Origin of the sequence: Escherichia sp. R1 (genome assembly GCF_003000935.1) — a bacterium.
Lineage (GTDB): Bacteria > Pseudomonadota > Gammaproteobacteria > Enterobacterales > Enterobacteriaceae > Escherichia > Escherichia coli.
In genome coordinates this window covers 90,793-113,716 of sequence record NZ_PSRU01000020.1, presented here as the reverse complement: position 1 = coordinate 113,716, position 22,924 = coordinate 90,793, and the positions used below count along the sequence as shown (strand labels likewise).

Genomic DNA, 22,924 nt, shown 5'->3' with positions numbered 1-22,924 from the left:
GCTTTCGCGTTACGCTCAATCTAAATTAACTTTTCTATATTTTTCCGCCTTTCCTGTTCCTCCTGGCGCAATAGCCTTACATCATCTGCCAGTCTGGTTTCTCTTTTCGCCACAGAGAGCATCCAGTTCAATCGACAATTTTTCCAACTGCTCTTGATGCTTCTTGTATTCCTGATATGCGTGCCAAGACTGACCTTTGCGCACACTATCAGTGATATCAGTAATCTGTTCTGGTGTTAGCGTGGTCAGTGGCTGTGATGGGAAAATAAGCACTTTCCCGGAATCCCAATCAAAACCAGCGTGAATTGACTGAACCTCAACTGAAGGTGTTGAACCAATGCTGCCAGGCGAATGAACAACGATTGTTACATCCATATCGCGACGATGGCTGTGGTTGTTGGACAAAATACGATTCACCAACTCAGAAAATTTGGAAAATTTCATGCTGATTCCCCTTTCTCTGCTCTCTCCTGTCGGAACATCACTATCATCAGGTCGCCTTTTGTCGCTATCCTGGCTGTTGTACCTGGTTCAATGCGGCTAAGCTCAAATGCGTCATAGAACGCTTCTAATGCCTTCTGGCGTAGTTCCTGTTTGCGCCGTTTTTTCCACTGTTTTAGGAAAATGGAACCCAGCCATCGCCATGTACGGGACATGATGTAAAGCCAACCGAGAAGTGCCAGACCGGTATTTAGGAGCGTATCGATCGTTATTGTCGTGTCGATATTCACTGGCTGCTTCCTTTGCGAATCTGTTCCGCCCATTCTTCAAGGGATTTCTCCGCATATTCACCAGACAGGCCATCAATCGGATGCGCTTCATTAGCCAACTCTTCTTTCGCTGACAAAATCATGCGTGTAACGTCGAAAACTTCACGCAAAGACTTATTGATAAATCCGTGATTGAACGCAGCAGCAAGACGGCTGGCGGTATAGTTAATCCCCTCGTTGCGTGCCTCCGCACGTATTTCAGCCAGGAAAGCATCGGTGGCTGACATATTTCCTGTTGCCTTCATGGCCTTCAAAATAACCAGAACGTCATCTTGCCCAACCAACTCGGAGATAATCTCAGTGTTGTCGCCAACAACCTCACAGAATGCCTGAACAGCTTTACGAGCAAGTGCATTCTCCGCCGCCAGCGCATTAGCACGCACCAGTTGCACTTCCAGTTGCGTTGCCAAATCGCTGATCAGCTTTGCCACACTGCGCATATCAACGGCACCACATTCTGCTTTCAGTTCCGAAGCCATCTCATGCCCGGCGGCAACTAACCCTTTGATATTACTTTCCATCTTTACCCTCGCTTATCCACATAACTTATTGATTACATTGATAACTAAAAAGATCGTCGATTCAGAACTCTTCGATTTTCCATCCGCCACCTGCTTTCTTTGGCTTAACAGTTACCCCGATGATTCGGAACGGATATTGATCTGCGGCGACTTTGGTTTTCACCCTGGCGTCGTCGGTCCAGAAACCTTTCACTTCGTGCAGTTCCATCTCTCCGGTGGCGAGCATCACAGCGAAATCTGGCGTATAGAACGTGTTATCAGCTAACCGCAGCTTGATACCCTCGAATCGATACCAGGCGATTTCCCCTGCACGTTTACGCAGCTCAAGGTGCTGGCAATACACAGATTCTGTTTTGTTCATCTGGCCTGTTTTGAGTCGACCAAGAGCCTGTATCTGTTTTCTCATGATTTACCCCTGAGGTAATTAAAAACCACATAAGACACGAAATCAATAGAGTTTAGAATATTTTATTACCCAACAGGTAATTATCAAGACGTAAAAAAATGCGCTATCGCGCTGGTATTACTTGATAAATCCTGCCGCCTTTCCCCGCCTGTATTCCTCCATCAGCCACTGCGCCGGTGTTATTCCCCCCAGGGTGGCGGCGTTAGGCATACACCCGAAACTTCGCCCTGGTGGATGGTAAACGTCTCTCCCTGTGTCCGGAGGTGTACTCATGGGTTCTGGCTTTGCCTGTATGCTGATCACCGGATCGGGTATCTGCTGTCCGGAAGCCACCTTTTTCGCCCAATCATCGAGCAGCCTGCGCGCGTGTTTCTCAACCTCAATCTCGCTAAGCTGGCGCTGATACATTGCACGGCGGGTATCACATACGACCCAGTACATAACCGGATGTCGCCACGGGAATCTTTCGGGACCACCAGGATATAAACTTTTTTCCTTGCTGTACCGGTGAAACTCCGCCATCACATCGTCAATGGTGACGCCAAGAACCATCTTGCTGTCTTTGCACCACTTGATGAATTGCCCAGGCGACGGCCAGAACGGAGATTCACTGGCGCGGGCGTGGCGCATACCAGCGTTAACCTGTTCCATTGTTGTGATCCCATTCTCCAGAAACGCAAGCATCCATTGCTTACGGAATTCATTAAGTTTGTTCTGCTCCCTTATGGTCGAAACGCTTGCAGGAAATGCAGCCTGTAACTGGACAAATAGTTCATTGAAAATTCTAGCAACCTGCTCCTTTTTGCCATTGCTGTCACGCCGCTCTTCATGCACAGCAACACCATGCTCACGTAAGCGATCGTACTCATTGAGAAGTTCTGGAGTTGATTTCATCCCACACCCCTTCTATCCAGTCAGTGTTATTCCAGTCAAGCTCATCGCTTTTCCCGGCGTTTTTTGATTTTCCCCTGATATGATTTACGTGCCTGGCGAATTTTTGTTCCCACTGAACCTGCGTGAACACTTTGCCCTCAGCCATCCAGTAATCCCGGAATGCAGCAAGTTCAGCAGGTGTAAATTCCGGTTCCGGCAGGGCCGTTCCCCACAGCGCAGCACGCCGTCGAAAATCCGGCGACGGATGCCAGCCATCGGTCATCGGAAATTTCCCGATGGGTTCACTCAGGCCATCCAGAAATTCAGGTTCAGCCACCTGCAACGGCATACCGTTCGCTTCACTGGTCGGAGCACCCTCGCGCACGTGCGCTATGTGTGGGGTTTTATATATATCTTCCTCTTCCTCTTCCTCTGGTAACTCCTTTTGTAACGCTGTTGGCGTTACTTTTTGCGTTACTCGTTTTCGATGCTCTGCCACTCTTCTATTCGTAAGTGCACGTTTTTTCGATGATTCTCCATTATGTCGCTCAAAGTTTGGAAGAATTAGTTTGCCGTCATGATAAGCAAGCCATCCGACGCTAATGAGGGCGTCAGCAAATCCTGTAATAAAAGCGAGTCTATCAAGTACTCCTTTTGTAACGCTGCCAGCGTTACCGTCTATTGTTTGCTGGTCAGCCCATGCCCATATACGAACCAGCTTTCCAAGAACAGCATCTGGATCAATACCCAGAATTTCTGCTATCTGAAAAATTTCAGGTTTATCAGGAGTGATAACTTCAACCTTAATCCAGCTGCTTGCCATAGGTTTCCCCTCTTGCACTCTTTAGTGCACAAGCAAATTCATTACGATGGCGGTTGGCGCTATTCATTGCACATTCAACACATGTTCCGTTCAGAACATACCTTTCAGAGAGATGGCCGTGACGGCACCGCTTTCCTGTGAAATAGCGATTTAACCCGGCTTTTGCGGCCTCCATTCTGGTTACTATCTTCAATTTTTCCGCCCCTTTTTGTTATTGATATTGGCTATTTTGCACAATTGGAAAATTTGATCAACCAGATTTGGTTTTTTATTACCTTTGAGGTACGAATAGATATGAAAAGACCGCCGGGTGGCGGTCTACAGAGGGTTGTAGCTGGATATCATGAGTAGAAGAAGTATGCCAGTTCTGCTTTTGAGCGCAGCCATTGTCTTGTTTTACAGGCTTTAAAAAGCCCATTCATCAATACTTTACCTGGCATTTTGCGCTTACCTGTTAAGTGAGTCTGGATATAGTGACTCGTCGTTCCGGCTTCCTGTGCGAAGGCTTCACGCTCATCCGGAGTAAGTGCAAGCCAGTGCTTTTTGAAATCGAAATGTCCGTTATCGCTCATAGCTATTGCCTGATATTTATTTCAGATAATAAATATTCACCCATAAGGTAACAAAAATCAAGGATAGTTACCCATGAGGTGCATTTACCTGTTGGGTAATATTGCTTTAAATTGAATCATCTACTGATTCATATATGAGGCGATTTTCCAGAAAATGAAAAGTATCCAGGACGTCCGCAGGCAAAATCTCAACGACTTGATCGACCGTGAATTCAATGGTGTTCAGACGCGGATGGCAGAAAAACTTGGAACTCAGGCAAATCTGGTAAACCGCTGGGCTCTTGGCAAGAAGGTTATCGGCGACCAGGTTGCGCGAAAAATTGAAGCTGCCGCCAATAAACCACGTAACTGGCTTGATATCGATCGCTCGCTTTCTCAGGAAGGTTTTCAGCCTGTCGGCCCAAGCGACATTGGTCAGCTGGCGGCTCACAACCTGGAACGCTGGATGAGCGAAAGCCGCGACCTTTCAACTCAGGGAAAACTTCACCGCGCATCCGGCGTCGCCCAGGTGACAATCAGCCGCCTGTTAAACAATGAGGTCAGTGTTTCCATTTCCACCCTGGAGAATGTTGCATCAGCATTCGGGCGTCACGGCTATGAATTACTGATTCACCCGCACGACCCTGCGACCATCAACTATGACCGCTCGCGCTACGCATTGTTACCCGAAACCGAGAAAGCAAAGATCGAAAGTTACATTGAATTTGTCATCAACCAGAACGAAAAAAACAAACAATAAAATCATATTTTTCAGTAAGTAAGCCGCCTTCTGGCGGCTTTTTTATTGCCTATACTATTACCTAATGGGTAATTTTTTTAACTCATATCTATTGACATCAAACCAAATACGCATAATTATTACCTCAACGGTAACAGACCGAGGTAACAAGTTATGCAGTGGAAAATCATCAACGGTTGGTACTGCGTTACTGCATGCGGATTCATGAGCTGGAAGTTCCGCACCTTACAGGAAGGCATTAAGTGGGCTTTCGTCAGCAAAGAAGCTCGCGATGTGGCCAACGATAACGAGATATGGGAGGGCTGATAATGAACGTTAATCAGCAGAAAAATCTTCAAAAAATCATGCTGGCATTCGACAAGGACTACCGCCTGTCAGAACAGCTATATGACCGACAAGTTGAACTGATCGAGAGCATCCGGCTTCATCAACTGGCCTCAACTTTCGACGCTGTAACAGGTAAAGGCGTTCGCCAGGAAGTACTGGAGGCCGCTAAAGACAGTCCAGAGTTCGAAGAACTGATGGATTCCTACCGGCGAGAGGCAATGGCAATTATCGCCCGCTGGGATCTGGCTGATCAGCTTGATGGGCAGAGGGACGCGGCATGAAACCGGGAATTTATTTCGACATCAGCAACGAAGACTACCACGCCGGTGACGGCGTGAGTAAGTCGCAACTGGACATGGTTGCCAAGAATCCGGCGCTTCTTAAATGGGTTCAGGCAGCACCAGAAGACGAAGAGAAAAAGTCTGCACTGGATATGGGAACCGCATTGCACTGTCTGCTTCTGGAGCCTGGAGAGTTCGACAAACGCTTCATTGTTTCACCGAAATTCGAACGTCGGACGAAACAAGGTAAAGCTGACGAAGAGGCATTTCTTCGTGATATTGCGGATATGGGGATTTCGGTACTTGATGCAGAGCAGTGGCGGAAACTGGAGCTGATGCGTGATAGCGCAATGGCTCACCCGGCGGCACGCTGGATGTTGGAAGCACCTGGTTACTGCGAAGCATCAATGTACTGGAACGATGAAGAGACGGGGGAGTTGTGCCGAATTCGTCCAGACAAATGGCTGAACGAGCACAACGTGATCGTCGACGTGAAAAAGGTTGCAGATATGGACCGTTTTGCACGCCACATCGAGGAATTCCGCTACCACGTGCAGGACGCAATGTACCGCGAAGGCGCAATGAGGGTTACTGGTCAGCCGCATGGTTTTTTCTTTCTTGCCGTGAGCGAAAGCATTGATTGTGGTCGGTATCCGGTACGCGTGTTCGAGCTGGATGCGCAGGATGTCGATGCCGGGCACGCTCTGTTCCGCCGGGATCTGAATACCTATCACGAATGCCGCATCAATGATGAATGGGGCGGTGTGGAAATCATTAAACGCCCTGAGTGGGCACGCAAACAGGATATGTACATATGAGCAACGACATCGCAAACATCAACGCACCAGTAGACACAGCAATCGCTGGAACTGCTGCAACTATTTTCAGCCCAGACGGCTTGAACCAACTGATGAAATTCGCCGAGGTAATGGCGCAAAGCCGCGTAACGGTACCGGCGCACCTCGCCGGGAAACCAGCTGATTGCATGGCCGTGGCAATGCAGGCTGCGCAGTGGGGAATGAACCCGTTTGCCGTGGCTCAGAAAACCCATGTTGTGAACGGCACGCTAGGTTATGAAGCCCAATTAGTAAACGCAGTTATCTCAACGATGTCGCCAACAAAAGATCGCATCAACTACGAGTGGTTCGGGCCGTGGGAACGCGTGATCGGTAAGTTTGTTGAGAAAACATCCAAAAACGGCAATCCATATATCGCACCAGGCTGGACTCTAAAAGACGAAGAAGGCTGCGGTGTTCGCGTATGGGCAACCATGAAGGGCGAGGATCAACCTCGAGTGCTTGAGTTAATGCTGTCTCAAGCACAGGTAAGAAACTCCACACTTTGGGCCAGTGATCCGAAACAACAACTCGCATACCTTGCGACAAAACGCTGGTCTCGCTTGCACTGTCCTGACGTAATCATGGGCGTCTACACCCCTGACGAATTACAGGAAACGGCACCGCGCGTTGAGCGAGACATTACTCCGCAAACGACCACTGCTGCGGGAATGAACAGTCTGATCAACGCTAAACCAGTGAAAAAGCCTGATGAGCAAACGCGTAAAGCGGATAGCCGTGATCCAGAAGAAATGCTGATGGCCTTTACCAGCGCAGCGATGAATTACAGCACTGTCTCCGAACTGGATAAGGCTTACAAATACATTGAACAGAAACTTTCAGATGATGACGAACTGCTGGCAAAAGCCACCGACGTTTACAGCGTTCGTCGGGAAGAATTAAACGAAACATCTATGTAACCACCACCGCGGCGCCACGCGCGCCGCACTGCAACCAAGAGAGGTATTTATGAAAGGTGCATTAGGTAAGAAGGAACTCCTGGCGGTGGTGCCACTGTCATGGAGCACTATCGACCGTATGGAGCGCGCAGGGGAATTTCCTAAACGCTGGTATATCACTGACAAACGCTGCGCATGGAACCGTGACGAAGTTGAGCGTTGGCTTGATGAACGTCAGGCAGCAAGCCCGGCAGAGTTCCAGGGTAAAAAGCCTCCTGTTCAGCAACGTGTATATCGTCCTGTGAGCAACGCTGCATGAGTGCGCTGCTAAGGCACTGGAGCAAATGGTCAGGATGGTACTTATTCCTGGCCTCTGTTTCAGCATGGCTTTATCTGCTGGCATTAATTTTCAGAGAGGGTTGGATTAAGTGAGAAAGTTAAGCCGACTTGAAAAATATCACATGAACAAGGTTTCAATGCGCCGTCCTTCAAAGGTTATCGCCGTTACTCCTGCGGCGATAGAGTTCGAAAAACGCGCGATTGAAAGAGAGAAAAAAGGGCAGTTCCGCATTGCCGCCCACCTTTGGCTTCAGTGTATGGATGTTGCTTCTGGTGATGTTGAGCGTGCAAGGATCGCGGTTCGCAGGGACCAATGTATCACAAAAGGTAACGGCCTTCGCCGTGGAGACTATAGCGGTATAGGATGTTGCGGGGTGGTTTATGACTAAGAAATACACGCTAATCTATGCAGATCCACCATGGGTATACCGGGACAAAGCCGCAGATGGTAATCGCGGTGCCGGTTTTAAATATCCAGTTATGAGTGTGCTGGATATCTGCCGCCTTCCTGTGTGGGATTTGGCCGCTGAAAACTGTCTGTTGGCCATGTGGTGGGTGCCAACACAACCACTCGAAGCACTAAAAGTTGTTGAAGCCTGGGGATTTCGTCTTATGACCATGAAGGGCTTCACGTGGATAAAATGTGGTAGTCGACAACCAGATAAACTGGTTATGGGTATGGGACACATGACTCGCGCCAATAGTGAAGATTGCCTGTTTGCGGTAAAGGGAAAACTACCTCCGCGCATTAATGCAGGGATCGTTCAGTCATTTACCGCACCGCGGCTTGAGCACTCAAGAAAACCAGATGTCGTTCGTGAAAAACTTGTGCAATTGTTAGGCGATGTTTCTCGCATTGAACTGTTCGCCCGCCAGTCGTCTCATGGCTTCGATGTTTGGGGTAATCAGTGCGAAGACTCGGCAGTGCAACTACACCCTGGATACGCGTTGGATATTGGCGGATTAACAAATGCATTCAGCAATTCTCCGCTGTCACCAACAGACAACCAGGGGCGGGAGCGTGCTGCATGAACATGGCATCACCAGCAGATTTAAGAAAATGCCTTGAAACTGCAAACATGCTTGCACACAGCGGGATCAGGTTTGTTCCAATTCCCGCTGTCACTGATGCTGAATTTGCAACACTGTCAGCAATATTCGAAAACAAAATTGAATCACTGGCAGCAGAAGCAGAGATGGAAGAAAATCAGCAGAACTATTAAACGTTATTCCCCCGCCATCCACTTCTCAAACTTCGACGGGGAGAACGGAATCAGATCCGTATGCTCCCCGTTAATCCAGGAATCAATCATATCGGCCCACTGCTGCAACATGTAGGCGCGCTGTCTGGCGTATTCCGCTTTGTTATATACGGCGCGCACACCTTTCTGCTCATGTGCCAGAGCCTTTTCAATCCAGTCTGAAGGATAACCAGCCTCATGCAACAACGTACTGGCTGTACGGCGCATATCGTGTACGGTGAAGCCCTGAATATGCTCACCATCTTCATTTATTATTTTCACCGTTCTGTCGATCAGAGAGTTCAGCGCGGCATTAGATAATGGCTTCCGGAAATTGTAACGACCAGGAACCAGATATTCACTTCCACCAGCGCACATCTGCAACCCAACCAATATATCCTGTGCCTGTTTAGGCAGGTAAATAACGTGCGCCCGGCTTCCCTTCATGCGGTCTGAAGGAATTGTCCATGTCCATTTTTTAAAATCTATTTCATCCCACGTTGCATTGGTGAATTCGCCTTTACGAACCATAGTGATAAGCACCAGCTTTAAAGCCATTTTCATAGTGCCCATAGCACCAATGGCATCCAGCGTGCGGAAGAACAGACCAATTTCTTCTGGTGTCAGTGTTCGCTCTCGTGGTTTAAATATGGCGATAGACGAAGGTTTAATGTCAGCCGCAGGATTAAACAAACCATGACCACGGTCATTGGCATGACGGTATACGCTGCTGATGATCTCCCTGGCCTGCACTGCTGTTGCCCGGCCGCCGCGTTCGACAATCCGGTCACACAAATCACGAACCATCGATGTGGTAATTTCAGTCATCATTTTGTTGCCAAGAACCGGAAGTATGTCACGGTCGATCACCACCTGCTTCATTGCGCGGGTACTGTCAGCTAGGATGACATGTTTCATATAACTGTCGGTATGTACCGCAAACGTCTCGGCACCACGAATCTTTTTGATACCGTCACGTTTAGCCGCAGCCGGTGACTGGCCTGCTTTAAGCAGCTTCTTTGCAGCAATCAGTTCTTCTCGCGCTTCTGCCAGGCTGATACCGTCACGCCCATACTGCCCGATTACCAGTGTTTCGCGGCGACCGTTGATACGGTAGTCATAGCGAAACGAGACCGTGCCTGACGTAAGCACAGCTACATACAGCCCGTCACGATCGGAGACCTTGTACAGTTTGTCCTGCGGCTTGAGGTTTTTTAATTTTGTATCGGTAAGCACAATTCACCCGTATAGAAACCATTTTCATGACGGTATGAGAGTATACCTTTAAGGTAATACCGTCACCTGTACCGCCGAAAAATATGGTGTAGAGTGAATAGAAATGAATACATAAAAACAAAAACCCTCTGTAAAAACAGAGGGTTGAGTTAGTATCTGAATAGGAATGACTTGCTATGAGTTAGCTGTTAATCATTCCCACTCAATAGTCGCTGGTGGCTTGCCGCTGATGTCATACACCACGCGGGAAATACCATTCACTTCATTGATAATGCGGTTGGAAACGCGACCGAGGAAATCGTACGGCAGATGTGCCCAGTGTGCGGTCATAAAGTCGATGGTTTCGACAGCACGCAGAGAGACAACCCAGTCATACTTACGACCATCGCCCATTACGCCAACGGAACGTACTGGCAGGAAGACGGTGAACGCCTGGCTGACTTTGTCGTACAGGTCCGCTTTACGCAGTTCTTCAATGAAGATGGCGTCAGCACGGCGCAGCAGGTCACAATACTCTTTCTTCACTTCTCCCAGAACACGAACGCCAAGGCCTGGTCCCGGGAACGGGTGACGGTACAACATGTCATACGGTAGGCCCAGCTCCAGACCAATCTTACGCACTTCGTCTTTGAACAGCTCTTTCAGCGGTTCAACCAGGCCCATCTTCATCTCTTTCGGCAGGCCACCCACGTTGTGGTGAGATTTGATGACGTGTGCTTTACCGGTTGCAGAAGCAGCAGATTCGATAACGTCAGGGTAGATGGTGCCCTGCGCCAGCCACTTCACGTCTTCCAGTTTCAGCGCTTCTTCATCGAATACTTCAACGAAAACGCGCCCGATGATTTTACGTTTTGCTTCCGGATCATTTTCGCCAGCCAGCGCTGACAAGAAGCGATCTTCTGCCGGTACGTGAACAATATTCAGACCAAAGTGATCGCCAAACATATCCAGAACCTGCTCTGCTTCGTTGAGACGCAGCAGGCCGTTGTCGACGAATACGCAAGTCAGGTTTTTACCGATAGCGCGGTGCAACAGCATTGCGGTTACGGAGGAATCCACGCCACCAGAGAGGCCGAGGATGACTTTATCGTCGCCCACTTGCTCGCGGATGCGGGCTACAGCGTCGTCGATAATTTTCGCTGGCGTCCACAGGGCTTCACACTGGCAGATATCACGCACAAAACGCTCCAGCATGCGCATACCCTGGCGGGTGTGAGTCACTTCCGGGTGGAACTGTACGCCATAGAAGCGTTTTTCTTCGTTGGCCATGATGGCAAACGGGCAGCTTTCGGTGCTGGCTACGGTGACGAAGTCGGACGGGATAGCGGTAACTTTATCGCCGTGGCTCATCCAGACGTCCAGCAGCGGTTTACCATCTGCGGTCAGCGCATCTTCGATACCGCGAACCAGTGCGCTGTCGTTTACGACTTCAACCTGCGCGTAGCCAAATTCACGTTCGTTAGAGGCTTCAACGTGACCGCCCAACTGCATTGCCATGGTCTGCATGCCATAGCAAACGCCGAATACCGGTACGCCTGCTTCAAAGACATACTGCGGCGCACGCGGGCTGTTTTCTTCGGTGGTGCTTTCCGGGCCGCCGGAAAGAATAATGCCGCTTGGATTGAAGTCACGAATTTGTGCTTCTGTCACATCCCACGCCCACAGTTCGCAGTAAACACCCAGCTCACGCACGCGGCGCGCAACCAGTTGAGTGTACTGAGAACCGAAGTCCAGAATGAGGATGCGATGCTTATGAATGTTTTCCGTCATTGACGCTTATTCCGAGGCAAGTGAAACAGATAATATAAATCGCCCGACATGAAGTCGGGCGAAGAGAATCAGGAGCCCAGACGGTAGTTCGGGGACTCTTTAGTAATGGTCACGTCGTGAACGTGGCTTTCCTGAATACCCGCACCGCTGATACGTACAAACTCCGCTTTAGTACGCAGTTCGTCGATAGTACCACAGCCGGTCAGGCCCATACAGGAGCGCAGGCCGCCCATCTGCTGGTGAATGATCTCTTTCAGGCGACCTTTATAGGCTACGCGGCCTTCGATACCTTCCGGCACCAGTTTGTCGGCAGCGTTGTCGCTCTGGAAGTAACGGTCAGAAGAACCTTTGGACATCGCGCCCAGGGAACCCATACCACGGTAAGATTTGTAAGAACGGCCCTGGTAGAGTTCGATTTCACCCGGAGATTCTTCAGTACCTGCCAGCATGGAACCTACCATCACCGCGCTTGCGCCAGCGGCGATAGCTTTAGCGATATCGCCTGAGAAACGGATACCGCCGTCAGCGATAACCGGAATGCCGGTACCTTCCAGGGCTTCTACTGCATCAGCAACGGCGGTGATCTGCGGAACACCGACACCAGTCACGATACGCGTCGTACAGATAGAACCAGGGCCGATACCCACTTTAACGGCACTGCAACCGGCTTCTGCCAGCGCGCGGGCACCTGCAGCAGTTGCCACGTTGCCGCCGATGATTTGCAGGTCAGGATATTTAGCGCGAGTTTCACGGATACGCTGCAGAACACCTTCAGAGTGACCGTGAGAGGAGTCGATCAGCAGAACGTCAACGCCTGCGGCAACCAGCGCATCAACACGCTCTTCGTTACCAGCGCCCGCGCCAACCGCTGCACCTACACGCAGACGGCCTTGTTCGTCTTTACAGGCGTTCGGTTTACGTTCCGCTTTCTGGAAGTCCTTCACAGTGATCATGCCGATCAGATGGAATTCATCATCAACCACCAGCGCTTTTTCAACGCGTTTTTCGTGCATTTTTGCCAGCACCACTTCACGGGCTTCGCCTTCACGCACGGTTACCAGACGCTCTTTCGGCGTCATGTAAACACTAACCGGCTGGCTCAAGTCGGTCACAAAACGCACGTCACGACCGGTGATAATGCCGACCAGTTCGTTTTCTTCGGTAACAACCGGGTAGCCAGCAAAGCCGTTACGCTCGGTCAGTTCTTTCACTTCACGCAGCGTCGTGGTTGGCAGTACGGTCTGCGGATCGGTTACCACGCCAGATTCGTGTTTTTTCACACGGCGAACTTCTTCTGCCTGGCGTTCAATGGACATGTTTTTGTGGATAAAGCCGATACCGCCTTCCTGAGCCAGAGCAATAGCCAGGCGCGCTTCCGTTACGGTATCCATTGCTGCGGAAAGCATAGGGATATTCAGACGAATAGTTTTCGTCAGCTGAGTGCTGAGGTCAGCAGTATTCGGCAGAACGGTAGAATGAGCAGGAACGAGGAGAACGTCGTCAAACGTCAGAGCTTCTTTAGCGATACGTAGCATGGGCAATATCTCGACCAGAGTGGTTAATAAATATTGCCGCGGCATTATACAGAGCGTAACCGATTGCATCTACCCCTTTTTGCAAAAAATGCTTGCTATCCCCGGAGGGCGGGTTACTATCGACTGAATAACCTGCTGATTTAGAATTTGATCTCGCTCACATGTTACCTTCTCAATCCCCTGCAATTTTTACCGTTAGCCGCCTGAATCAAACGGTTCGTCTGCTGCTTGAGCATGAGATGGGGCAGGTGTGGATCAGCGGCGAAATCTCTAATTTTACACAACCAGCCTCCGGTCACTGGTACTTTACGCTTAAAGACGATACCGCGCAGGTGCGCTGTGCGATGTTCCGCAACAGCAACCGCCGGGTCACCTTCCGCCCACAGCACGGGCAACAGGTTTTAGTTCGCGCCAATATTACACTCTACGAGCCGCGCGGCGATTATCAAATTATCGTCGAAAGTATGCAGCCGGCCGGTGAAGGATTGCTGCAACAGAAGTACGAACAGCTTAAAGCGAAGTTGCAGGCTGAAGGTTTGTTCGAGCTGCAATACAAAAAATCACTCCCCTCCCCTGCGCATTGCGTTGGTGTGATCACCTCAAAAACCGGTGCTGCGCTACATGATATTTTGCATGTGTTAAAACGTCGCGATCCTTCTCTGCCGGTGATCATCTACCCCACCGCCGTACAGGGGGATGATGCGCCGGGGCAAATCGTTCGTGCCATTGAACTGGCGAATAAGCGCAACGAGTGTGACGTGTTGATCGTTGGCCGTGGCGGCGGTTCGCTGGAAGATTTGTGGAGTTTTAACGACGAACGCGTAGCGCGGGCGATTTTTGCCAGCCTCATTCCGGTAGTAAGTGCCGTCGGGCATGAAACCGATGTGACGATTGCCGATTTTGTTGCTGATTTGCGTGCGCCAACGCCGTCTGCCGCCGCTGAAGTAGTGAGCCGCAATCAACAGGAGTTACTGCGTCAGGTGCAGTCTGCGCAGCAGCGCCTCGAAATGGCAATGGATTATTATCTCGCCAACCGCACGCGTCGTTTTACGCAGATCCATCATCGCTTACAGCAACAGCATCCGCAGCTCCGGCTGGCACGTCAGCAAACTATGCTCGAACGTCTGCAAAAGCGGATGAGCTTTGCGCTGGAGAATCAGCTTAAACGCGCGGGTCAGCAACAGCAGCGATTAACACGGCAACTCGTCCAGCAAAATCCGCAGTCGCGTATTCATCGCGCGCAAACGCGCATTCAGCAACTGGAATATCGTTTAGCAGAAACCCTGCGCGCACAGCTTAGCGCCACGCGTGAACGTTTCGGTAATGCAGTAACACACCTCGAAGCCGTAAGCCCACTGTCAACGCTGGCGCGCGGTTATAGCGTCACCAGCGCCGCTGATGGCGCGGTGTTAAAACAGGTTAAGCAAGTGAAAGTGGGTGAGACACTGACCACACGACTGGGAGATGGTGTGGTGATTAGTGAAGTCAGCGCCGTAACAAAAACCCGCAAATCACGTAAAAAAACGTCTAATCCGTAGACCGGATAAGAGGCGCCAGCATCGCATCCGGCAATAACTCCCAGGCTACTCCAGATCCGCAATGCTGGTTACTGGAAGCAGGTCACCAGACCCGGTTTATTTATTAGCGTGATACTACAATCCTGTGCTCCGGTACCTTCGTCCATCCCACACTGTTGAGAGGACAAATAAGGAAAACTGGGTGAAGACGGCCATCCCAGTGAATTAAAAACAGTATGCAACAACTCTAATTCATTGTATGTCGGTGCATTTTCTATGCTGCCACACTGCCTTGCGATATCCCATTTACTGGCATCAATGATATGTGCAGAAGCCCAGTTTTCGTAGTTAATAATCGGTGAGGATACGGGATTAGCCCCGGACGGCAATTCCGTCGTTAACAACGGTCGATGTAGCGATTTACTATTCACCACTACCGTGTCTGCCATATGTCCCCAAAAGTGCGCCGATGAAACATTTGGGCTGGTTGGCACCGTAAAAATAGCGTCCAGCGTGTCTGTCGCGGAAGCGTAATTAGCCAGAGTAACCGTCAGTGGCATTTTATAACCAGGGGTATTATCCTGGCGGAGCGAAAAACTTGCCGTCCCATCCGCGCCTGTCATGCCACTAATGGTATTACCGCTTTCACTCAGCGTAACAGCCGAACCTGATAACGGCTGAACGACGAGATCGTCCATCGCCACTACATTGCCATACAACGTTGCCCCAGCGTTACGCGGCGATGCCTCACCACGTTTCAAAGTAAATTCAACATTCGGCACCGTATTCCCGGCGCTGTCTTTCACCGTCACGGTAACGGACATGGCTTCGCCTTTTTTCACTTTCGCCGCCTGAGTGGCTGCATCAAACGCTGTTGAGGTCAGTGTGACGCTGGAAACCGTTGAACGCGCGTTAGCCAGGCAAGGCTGAAATGATTTTGTTGAACCCGTATACAGCGTGCCATTTCTCAAATCAACCGACTGGTCTTTACCATCGGCGGATTTATCCTCTGCCCACCAGGTGTAATACGCAGGCCAGCCAGTTTCAGTGACAAACGTGTTATTCGGATAACGCGCAGACAACGAACTTAAATCATTGAATAGTGGCTGCCTTGCTACTTCACAAGGGCTCACACTCGCATCTGATTTCTGTGTTGGGGTAAAGTACGGCCAGTCTTCATTATTGTTATTGATCTTGCCGACGCCAGAAGTCGATGTCAGTTCACTCCACAATTTCGGGCGTTCAAATACCGCACCATTCACTGCCGTCAAGGTTGCTGGCATATGCCCCCAGTAGTTAGCCTTCGCAGAATCCGGGCTGGTCACTACCGTGAATATCAGGTCCTGATTAGCCGTAACCTGCGGATTTCGCGCCAATGAAGCTGTAAACGGCGTTACCAGACCAACGGTGTTATTTTGGGTAACGTTGAACGTTATCGTGCCATCACTGCCGGTGAAGCCGCTCCATGCCGACGTATTCTGGTTGAAGGAGATACGCGCCGATGTCGGGGTGACTTCATCTAAAATGAGATCATCTACGGTATTGGAGGATACAGAGATCCCTGAACGGCTTTTCGCCTGCACGCGCTTGAGCGTAACACCTTCGCCGCCAACAGGATTACCATTGGCATCTTTGATCGTCACCACGATGGGAAGCATCTCACCTTTTTTCACAGATGACGTGGGGGTACCACCATTGCTGGCAGTTCGGCCCTCATCATAGGCAGTCGATGACAGCGTAAGGCTTGCTGGTGCCGAATGTGGCTGCGTCAGACAGAGCATTAAAGCGTATCCATTTATAGTCGTCGTCGATTGTCCCGTTTTCAAATTAATGGCGCCGTAATACCACGTCAACGCGTCAGTGGTGCTCATTTCATAAGTCCACCAATTTCCACTTCCGGCAGTTATAGGCAACCCCAAATCTGTCAGTATTGTCCCGCCTGGATGATCATTATATAGCCCCTGTAACTCATTGAGACGCGGCTGATACTCAACCGGGCAATCCGGCGTAACTTTATTGGTATAAAAAAGGTATGACCACGACTCATTATTATTACTTACCGAGGACCCCAAGGTCGCTTCTGCTGCCAGTAGCGGTCGTTTAAAGGTCACCCCCGCCCTACTGGTAAACGTGTCGGGCATATGACCCCAGTATTTTGCTTTCGGTGAGTTCGGACTGGTTATCACAGTGAAAATAACATCCATCGTGGCACTTTTTGTGGTGTCGCGCATCAATGTTGCAGTGAGCGGAGTTGCCAGCCCATAAGTCTCGTTTTGCGTCACATCAAAAGTCGCTTTACCATCACTTCCTGTCGTCAGAAGTGCCTGTGCCCCATTATTATAGAGTGACATGTTTACTCCGGCAGGGGTGACCGGCACGATAGTAAGATCATCATACGTAGAATCTAGCCTGTTTTTTGCACGATCCAACGCAGTCCCGCGTATGAGATTAAAGTTTGCACCTGGCAACAGATTTCCTGCGCTATCCCGCACAATCACCGTCATCCGGATCGCCGTACCTTTCGCCGCCGTTGCACTAGGGCGACCATCGTTGCTGGCCGTTTTCTCCGCATCCAGTGCCGTGGAGGTCATCTCTATAGAAGCTGCCACTGCATGAGGGTTTACCAGACAGGACACAAATGCCACGGTGTTTGATAATGCCCTGGAGCTTGATCCATTCGATAAATTAATAGACTGATCGTACCAGACGTTCGCGTAGGCAATTTTATCGTAAGCCCACCAGGTATTAGTCAGCGGAAGGCCTAAATCGGTCCCTATCGCACCATTAGGATGTTCACTGTATAACTCTTGAAATTCGCTTAATAACGGTTGATAAGGTTCGCCGCAGTCTGATTTGCTGACATCATTTTTTGCTGCCGTATTCAAAGAAAGCCATGATTCATTATTAGCCATGGTTGACTGCCCCGCTGGATGCTCGGCAGTAAGCAATGGCCGCTTAAAGGCAATTCCCGACCGGGTAGTAAACGTTTCAGGCATATGCCCCCAGTAACTTGCCAGTGGCGTATCCGGGCTGGTTATGACGGTAAACATGACCGGTAATTTGTTGGATTCTATCGTCAGCTGATACAACTGGGCGTACATATTGGTTACCAGGCCCATAGAATCATCTTGTTTTACCGTAAAGGAGGTAGTCCCGTCCGCGCCAGTCACCCCATAAAGCAGGCTTGAAGAACTATTCATCCTCGCAGAAGCGCCTGCCGCGTTAATTACCGTAATCGACTTATTTATCATCTCGGCATTTTGACGGTTCTTCGAGCCTTCACGTCTGAGAATAAAGGGGACATTGGGCACGCTATTTCCCTGCGCATTTTTAGTCACCACGCGAATCACCGCGTCTTCGCCTTTTTTCACTTTCAACGCACTCAAGGTGTCGTCAACTTTGACAAATTGCGCCGTATCATTCGCCTCAACAATGATCTGACTGGCAACGGCGACAGGCGTGGTCCGGCAGCTCAGTAATGCACCACCAGATGAGGGCATCTGCGTTTCATCTCCTGTCTTCAGCGAAACGACATCATACGTAAAGGTTTGAGTGAACGTATCTGCAACGGTATTCGAGATATAGAACCTCGACACTGGCCAGCCAATAGCGTCATGTAATGCGCTACTCCCCTGGTGCGCATAAATGGCCCTAAGTTCATTGTCAGTTGGAACATACTCCGCGCCACAACCATTTATCGAGGTATCGTTAGCCTGGCCCGACGGGAACGTAGACCAGGCCTCCCCCTCTTCCACCAGGGTACCGATACTGGTGGTAGCACTATTCTCGTCCCTCAGCAAAGGCCTTCGATAAATAAGACCGTCATCGCCTGTCGCCGTTTCAGCCATATGCCCCCAGAATTTGGCTTTTGGCGAATCCGGGCTGGTAAGCACCGTAAAGACAACGGGAAGCGTCGATTTAGTGCTGCTGGAGGAATCCAACGCTGCCGTGAGTTCTGTTTTTAGCCCGGTAGTCTGGTCTTGCTTCAATGTGAAAGTGGTGGTGCCATCAGCCCCCGTCACGCCATAAATAACCAGGGTCGTTGAAAGAAAATCATTTTGAGTATTTCCCCAGGCATCCGTTACCGCCAGTGAAGCAATCGACGTCGTAGTTGACACATTGGCCCTGTTCACGCTGGTGTTTCGTTTGAGGGTAAATGCGGTATTTCCCACAGGCTTACCCTGCGCATCTTTAGTGGTCACTCGTAATACGGCTTCTTCACCCTTTTTCACTTTGACAACATTATTCATACGGTCAAATTTTGTGAGGTCTGCAGCTTCAAGAACGATTTGGCTTGCCTTAACAATCGGCGTCGTCTGGCAGGTAAGCAGTTCTTTTGTGGCAGATGGAATTATCGAACTGGTGCCTGAACTGAGATTGACGGCCTTGAAGTCACGCTGTTCCAGGCTACTACTACCTGTCGTGCTGGAAAGGTAACTTGAGGCGACGGGCCAGCCCTGAACCGTTTTCATCGCATTTCCGCGGTTGGCTTCATACAATGACTCCAGCCCGGCCTGAGAGGGAACATATTCACTACCACAACCATTAGAGGATGTGCTTATAGCCTGAGCTTGGGTAAATTGCGCCCAGTCTTCATTATCTTCCGCAATCGCTGTTCGACCCGACGTACTGGATAACTCTTTCAACAATAATGGGCGTTTAAAGACCGCTCCATCTGCAGCCGTCACTGTTTCAGGCATATGCCCCCACATTTTCGCCTTATCGCTGTCCGGACTGGTTACAACGGTAAAAATGGTATCGAGGGTCGCTTTTTTCGTTGTATCTGAATAGAGCCTAGCGGTCAGCGACGTTTTCGTGCCATGGGTATCCGGGCGGGTAATAGTGAGAATTTTAGTTCCGTCGCTGCCGGTCATGGCGCTGTATGCTGCAGCGGTATTATTAAGCGAAGTTTCGTCCGCCAGGCCACCATTGACCACAACCGGCGCAACCAGCGCATCACTGCTACCAGCAACGTGTTTTTCCTCTGAGCGGGTATAACCATCGCCACGTTTCAGGGTAAAGGGTATATCACCCAATGGATTGCCCTGCGCATCTTTTACCGTCACCTTTACCTGTAGCGTTTCGCCTTTTTTCAGCTTCGCCGCATTTGCAGCCGCGTTCCACTGCGCCGGATCCACCACTTCCAGCGTAATGCTACTGGCAGGATTGTTAGCCGTCGTCAGGCAACTGACATAAACCGCCGTGCTACCGCCAACGGTCCGCGCCCCATCGTTGAGGGCTATGGTGTAATAATGCGGTACCTGATCTGCGGGCGAACTGCTCCAGTAGGGCTGACGCTGCGTTGGCCAGCCGTGTACTGTCTGTACACCGTCACCGTTATTGGCATCATAGAGCGCGCTAAGCTGAGAACGGCGTGGGAGCATATTGGCGCCACAGCCACCTTTACTGGTGCTGGAGGCGTTGGCCTGGCTGACTCGCGACCAGACTTCGTTATTTTCCGTTAATGTGCCGTCCGGACTGAACACTTCCGCAGCCAGTCGGGGTCGGGCAAAGGTTAAAGCATCGACGGTAATCGTCTCATCCATATGCCCCCACATCTGCGCGCCAACCGCATCCGGACTGGTGAGCGTAGTGAAAATCACATTGTAATTAACAGTATTGGGAATATAGGAGTTCACAGGCACAATATTTAGCGGCGTCGATAAGCCCACACCTTGCGATTGCTTAATTTCCACAGTCGCAAAACCCTGCGCATCCGTAGTACCGGCATAGACTAAAGACGGTTGCGATGTTCCGTAGAGTGTGCCATTCATCTCGATTGCGCCGCGGGTTGGATCATCAAAACCTGTAGTCTGCCCCTGACGATTTTTCCCCATATCTTTAGTAATGGTGAACGCGGTATACGGCACGGGTGCATTATTCAAGGCATTAAAGGTGCGTACCGTCATGGTGATCGTGTCACCCACTTTGGCCTGCGCTCTGCTGCCTGCGGAAACATCACGATCGGTGGTCGCGGCAATCTGGGCGACCATCTCATTGCCCGAACAAGAGAGATAGTTTTGCTTAAAGCCGGAATAGGTGTCGATGTTGCCCGTGGCCAGGTTTACCGACGCGTGCGACGTCTCTTCCACCGCACTAAGATACGCTTTTTGCAACGTTGGCCAGCCATATTCGGTGCCGATGGCATTGGCTGGATGAGCGGCAAACAAACTGTGCAATGAACTTTGGCTCGGAATATGACCTAAACCACACTCAGCCTGCATACTGCTATTCTGATCAAACAGCGCCCAGTCTTCGTTATTTTCCCGCACCGATCCCTGTTCGTTGTCGGTTTCATCCGCCAGCCGTGGGCGTTTAAAGATATTGTTCGCTTCAATAATGCCCAACATATGGCCCCACATCCGCGCTTTGTCGGTATCGGGGCTGGTGATCACCGTAAAAATAACGTCTTTCTCATCCGAGGCAGTAAAATCACTGCGCATTCTCGCGGTGATGTGAGTTTTCACCCCCACGCCGCCTGGCTGGGTCAGCGTCAGAGTGGCCTCTCCGTTAGCATCAGTGATCCCTTCATAGGTATGGGCGTCAACTTTGCGAACGTTACTGCCGCCATCAATTTGTACCGGATGCGTCTCCCACGCGGCGTCAGTTTGATTCTTACGGTTAATGCCGTCATCCAGATGCAGCGAAAAGTAGTAGTAAGCCAGCGGCTGATCGTTGTTCTTGCTATCGGTAATCGTCAGACGTAAAGAAGCCTCTTCCCCCACCTTTACTTTCATCGCTTTTATCGTCGAATCATAGCTGCCCGGCGTCAGTACCAGCTTCGGTTCAACATCGGGCGCTTCTTTATCGACACAGCTCACAATAAACGTCGTATCGTCCGGTTTTTGCGCTTCGCTGCGGTTCGAAACATCCGCCGCATGGTGCTGGCCGCTCATCCCCGCCAGTGATGACCAGTAGAAATTACCCTGCATCGGCCAACCAGCCACATCCTGCACTGACGTTGGCACCACCGTCGCCAGCGCACCGAACTGACGCATTCCGGGCAAAATGTCGCAATGTTTATCCGCGCCGCTCCAGGTAAAGGTGGACCAGGTTTCATTGTGATCGTTAACCGTACCGCCTTCATTATCGACTTCCGCCGCCAGTTTTGGTCGACTAAAAGTGTAATCACGGGCCTTCAGCGTATCGGGCATATGACCCCACATTGTAGCCTGCGGAACATCCGGGCTGGTGAGGACGGTAAAGATCACTGCCGTTTCACTGGCCTGAGCAATACCCGCGAGGCTCGCGACCAACGGCGTTTTTACACCAGGGCCGTTGGCCTGGGTGACCGTAACCGTGGCAACACCATTCGCATCGGTAGTACCACGATATTCCGTCGCGGTGGTGGTTAATTCGGTCGTGCCCAGTTTTACAGGCGCAGTATTGTTCACCACACCCTGGCGGTTTTCAGCATCTTTGCGTTTGATAACAAAAGGAATATTCCCCACAACATTACCGACGCAATCTTTGGTGGTGACCGTTAACGTGATACTGCCCCCAACCGTCATTTTCGCCGCACCTGAGGATTCGTCATAGCCCGCAGCGCTGACGGAAATAAGGTCACCCTGCGCGGGCGCAATCTTCAGCGTCACTTTCTGATCGGCGAGCATCAGAACACTTTCATAGGGATAGCCCGTCGAGGTGAGTAAATATAACAGCGGCATGGTCTGCTGGGGATCAGGCTGCGCCCAGGCGACCAGCGAACGCCCGGCAAGTCCCTGTGCACAAAACGAGCGATCTGCGACTGGCTGTGGGTCCAGTAAGGTGTCCGGCGTGGCGGCATCCGCCCAAACTAAAGATACAGCCGGTGGCGTTTGGTTTTCCCAACGTGGGGTGGCAATGATATCGCCTTCTCTGTCTTGCGGGTTGGTGACGAGCAATTTAGAGACGCTAACATCCGCGTTGAATTCACTCGGTTTAGCGGTAAACGCTACCTCATGCGTCTTTGTAGGATCGAGAAAGACACTGCCCTGGTAGACGGGTATGCTGGCGCTGTCGGCGGTGGGCACGGTACCGTTAAATTCGCCGACCGTATCTGAAGAGTCTTGCCATGCAGATTCTGCCCATGACCACCCAGGCAGCATTGCGCTTATCAGCAATGCGCATAACACAAGGATTTTATTCAGGGTCAGGGACATGACAGAAACTCCACCGGTTGTTAAACGGACGCTTGTCGCATCAACATATTTTGCTTAATCCGGGATTAAGCAAAATATGCGGAAACAGCATTCCCTTG

General features: G+C 50.6%; 21 protein-coding genes and 1 pseudogene. 10 read left to right on the top strand and 12 right to left on the bottom strand.

All coding sequences use genetic code 11. The annotated features are described in order from the left end of the window. Nucleotides 1–117: 117 nt before the first annotated feature. From C4F37_RS21795 to C4F37_RS21760, 8 genes and pseudogenes are all read right to left on the bottom strand, one after another. A pseudogene (locus C4F37_RS21795) lies at nt 118–444 on the bottom strand (hypothetical protein); the annotation flags it as partial. After that, complete coding sequence (locus tag C4F37_RS21790) at nt 441–731, bottom strand: DUF4752 family protein (protein ID WP_001018057.1); 291 nt, start codon at nt 729–731, stop codon at nt 441–443. The gene C4F37_RS21790 and the pseudogene C4F37_RS21795, both read right to left, overlap by 4 nt. Beyond that, complete coding sequence (locus C4F37_RS21785) at nt 728–1,291, bottom strand: hypothetical protein (RefSeq protein ID WP_032153869.1); 564 nt, start codon at nt 1,289–1,291, stop codon at nt 728–730. Before C4F37_RS21785 ends, C4F37_RS21790 begins: the two co-directional genes overlap by 4 nt. Before the next feature lie 61 nt (nt 1,292–1,352). Continuing rightward, nucleotides 1,353–1,697 (bottom strand): DUF1064 domain-containing protein, encoded by a 345-nt coding sequence (locus C4F37_RS21780; protein ID WP_032153870.1) that lies wholly within the window; start codon nt 1,695–1,697, stop codon nt 1,353–1,355. Nucleotides 1,698–1,814: 117 nt separating this feature from the next. Beyond that, nucleotides 1,815–2,591, bottom strand: a complete 777-nt coding sequence (locus C4F37_RS21775) for a replication protein P (protein WP_000843279.1) — start codon at nt 2,589–2,591, stop codon at nt 1,815–1,817. Continuing rightward, nucleotides 2,563–3,393 carry a DnaT-like ssDNA-binding domain-containing protein gene (locus C4F37_RS21770; protein WP_000168729.1) on the bottom strand — a complete coding sequence of 277 codons (831 nt, stop codon included), beginning with the start codon at nt 3,391–3,393 and terminating at the stop codon, nt 2,563–2,565. The genes C4F37_RS21775 and C4F37_RS21770 overlap by 29 nt, the downstream gene beginning before the upstream one ends. Then, nucleotides 3,374–3,586: a hypothetical protein gene (locus tag C4F37_RS27945; protein ID WP_000706991.1), complete on the bottom strand. Its 213-nt coding sequence runs from the start codon at nt 3,584–3,586 to the stop codon at nt 3,374–3,376. Before C4F37_RS27945 ends, C4F37_RS21770 begins: the two co-directional genes overlap by 20 nt. 148 nt (nt 3,587–3,734) lie before the next feature. Further along, entirely contained in the window at nt 3,735–3,965 is a 231-nt protein-coding gene (locus C4F37_RS21760) for a hypothetical protein (RefSeq protein WP_001282459.1), read from the bottom strand. Nucleotides 3,966–4,119: 154 nt separating this feature from the next. On the opposite strand from C4F37_RS21760, the gene C4F37_RS21755 reads away from it, so the two are divergent. From C4F37_RS21755 to C4F37_RS21720, 9 genes are all read left to right on the top strand, one after another. Further along, the gene (locus C4F37_RS21755) at nt 4,120–4,704 is read left to right on the top strand and encodes a helix-turn-helix domain-containing protein (RefSeq protein ID WP_000836290.1); all 585 of its coding nucleotides are present in this window, start codon (nt 4,120–4,122) and stop codon (nt 4,702–4,704) included. Between the two features lie 153 nt (nt 4,705–4,857). Continuing rightward, nucleotides 4,858–5,010, top strand: a complete 153-nt coding sequence (locus C4F37_RS27585; protein ID WP_001198620.1) for a hypothetical protein — start codon at nt 4,858–4,860, stop codon at nt 5,008–5,010. A 2-nt stretch (nt 5,011–5,012) separates the two neighbouring features. Next, complete coding sequence (locus tag C4F37_RS21750; RefSeq protein WP_001102251.1) at nt 5,013–5,312, top strand: hypothetical protein; 300 nt, start codon at nt 5,013–5,015, stop codon at nt 5,310–5,312. Further along, entirely contained in the window at nt 5,309–6,130 is an 822-nt protein-coding gene (locus tag C4F37_RS21745; protein WP_032153871.1) for a PD-(D/E)XK nuclease-like domain-containing protein, read from the top strand. The genes C4F37_RS21750 and C4F37_RS21745 overlap by 4 nt, the downstream gene beginning before the upstream one ends. Beyond that, nucleotides 6,127–7,068 carry a RecT family recombinase gene (locus C4F37_RS21740; protein ID WP_001617197.1) on the top strand — a complete coding sequence of 314 codons (942 nt, stop codon included), beginning with the start codon at nt 6,127–6,129 and terminating at the stop codon, nt 7,066–7,068. Before C4F37_RS21745 ends, C4F37_RS21740 begins: the two co-directional genes overlap by 4 nt. A 49-nt stretch (nt 7,069–7,117) precedes the next feature. Further along, nucleotides 7,118–7,366: a helix-turn-helix transcriptional regulator gene (locus C4F37_RS21735; RefSeq protein ID WP_000675390.1), complete on the top strand. Its 249-nt coding sequence runs from the start codon at nt 7,118–7,120 to the stop codon at nt 7,364–7,366. 157 nt (nt 7,367–7,523) lie between these two features. Further along, the gene (locus C4F37_RS21730; RefSeq protein ID WP_001550170.1) at nt 7,524–7,775 is read left to right on the top strand and encodes a PerC family transcriptional regulator; all 252 of its coding nucleotides are present in this window, start codon (nt 7,524–7,526) and stop codon (nt 7,773–7,775) included. Beyond that, the gene (locus C4F37_RS21725; RefSeq protein WP_001617199.1) at nt 7,768–8,418 is read left to right on the top strand and encodes an MT-A70 family methyltransferase; all 651 of its coding nucleotides are present in this window, start codon (nt 7,768–7,770) and stop codon (nt 8,416–8,418) included. The genes C4F37_RS21730 and C4F37_RS21725 overlap by 8 nt, the downstream gene beginning before the upstream one ends. Then, nucleotides 8,415–8,609, top strand: a complete 195-nt coding sequence (locus C4F37_RS21720) for a DUF1382 family protein (protein ID WP_001617200.1) — start codon at nt 8,415–8,417, stop codon at nt 8,607–8,609. The genes C4F37_RS21725 and C4F37_RS21720 overlap by 4 nt, the downstream gene beginning before the upstream one ends. A gap of 3 nt (nt 8,610–8,612) precedes the next feature. On the opposite strand, the gene C4F37_RS21715 is transcribed toward C4F37_RS21720, so the two are convergent. The 3 genes from C4F37_RS21715 to guaB form a co-directional block, all read right to left on the bottom strand. Continuing rightward, nucleotides 8,613–9,863 (bottom strand): tyrosine-type recombinase/integrase, encoded by a 1,251-nt coding sequence (locus C4F37_RS21715; protein ID WP_001617201.1) that lies wholly within the window; start codon nt 9,861–9,863, stop codon nt 8,613–8,615. Between the two features lie 192 nt (nt 9,864–10,055). Continuing rightward, complete coding sequence (guaA, locus tag C4F37_RS21710) at nt 10,056–11,633, bottom strand: glutamine-hydrolyzing GMP synthase (RefSeq protein WP_000138282.1); 1,578 nt, start codon at nt 11,631–11,633, stop codon at nt 10,056–10,058. Nucleotides 11,634–11,701: 68 nt separating this feature from the next. Beyond that, complete coding sequence (guaB, locus tag C4F37_RS21705; RefSeq protein WP_001296289.1) at nt 11,702–13,168, bottom strand: IMP dehydrogenase; 1,467 nt, start codon at nt 13,166–13,168, stop codon at nt 11,702–11,704. A gap of 161 nt (nt 13,169–13,329) precedes the next feature. Between guaB and xseA the strand changes: the two genes are divergently transcribed. Beyond that, nucleotides 13,330–14,706 (top strand): exodeoxyribonuclease VII large subunit, encoded by a 1,377-nt coding sequence (xseA, locus tag C4F37_RS21700; protein ID WP_001539338.1) that lies wholly within the window; start codon nt 13,330–13,332, stop codon nt 14,704–14,706. Between the two features lie 68 nt (nt 14,707–14,774). Here xseA and C4F37_RS21695 read toward each other — a convergent pair whose 3' ends face one another. Beyond that, a complete protein-coding gene (locus C4F37_RS21695) occupies nt 14,775–22,826 on the bottom strand; it encodes an adhesion domain-containing protein (RefSeq protein ID WP_001539340.1) in 8,052 nt (2,683 codons plus the stop codon). Nucleotides 22,827–22,924: the final 98 nt, after the last annotated feature.